This is a genomic window from Pseudanabaena sp. 'Roaring Creek' (assembly GCF_001402795.1).
Classification (GTDB): domain Bacteria; phylum Cyanobacteriota; class Cyanobacteriia; order Pseudanabaenales; family Pseudanabaenaceae; genus Pseudanabaena.
In genome coordinates this window covers 1-886 of the sequence record NZ_LIRE01000555.1, presented here as the reverse complement: position 1 = coordinate 886, position 886 = coordinate 1, and the positions used below count along the sequence as shown (strand labels likewise).

At 44.8% G+C, this 886-nt stretch carries 1 pseudogene; it reads left to right on the top strand.

The annotated features are described in order from the left end of the window. Window positions 1-71: 71 nt before the first annotated feature. Window positions 72-886: pseudogene (locus tag AC805_RS16260) on the top strand (IS256 family transposase); the annotation flags it as partial.

Sequence of the window (886 nt, the reverse complement as noted above, 5' to 3'; positions counted from 1 at the left end):
AGTAATCTGTGTAAAGTCTGGGATATATACAGAGAGATAATCTAGACACACAATTATCAACACTAAAACCGATGAATATACGCAAAGAATTGGTAGACGAATTGCTGAAAGAATGTAAAACTCCACCTGACCTATTCGGAGAAGGAGGCATCCTGAAGCAACTGACGACCCCGTTAGTGGAGCGAGCATTGGAAGCAGAACTATCAACCCATCTGGGCTACGGGAAGCACGAACCCAGACCAGAAGGACAAACCAACAGTCGCAATGGCTATAGCCAGAAAAAGATCCAAGGAGACTTCGGAGTAGCAGCGATCACTGTCCCCCGTGATCGCTAAGGGGAGTTTGAACCGCAGATGGTGAAGAAAGGACAAAGCCGCTTGTCAGGACTAGATGAAAAGATCATTGCTCTCTACGCACGAGGCATGAGTGTCAGGGATATTCAAGCCCAGTTGCAAGAAATGTATGGTGTCGAAGTATCAGCGACTTTAATCTCCAATGTGACTGATGCGGTAATTGATGAGGTGAAGCAATGGCAAAATCGCCCTCTAGATGCAATTTACCCAATTGTATTTCTGGACTGTCTAGTCATCAAAGTCCGAGACAATGGCAGGGTAATTAATAAGTCCCTGTACTTTGCCTTGGGCGTGAATATGGATGGATACAAGGAATTGCTGGGTATGTGGATTTCCCCCAATGAGGGTGCAAAATTCTGGTTGTCAGTTCTCACCGAAATTCATAACCGTGGAGTCAAAGATATTTTGATTGCTTGCGTCGATGGTTTAACTGGATTTCCTAATGCCATTGAAACGGTGTTTCCCAAAACTCAGGTACAGTTATGCATTGTCCACATGGTCAGAAATTCAGTCGCTTTTGTGCCTTGGCAACA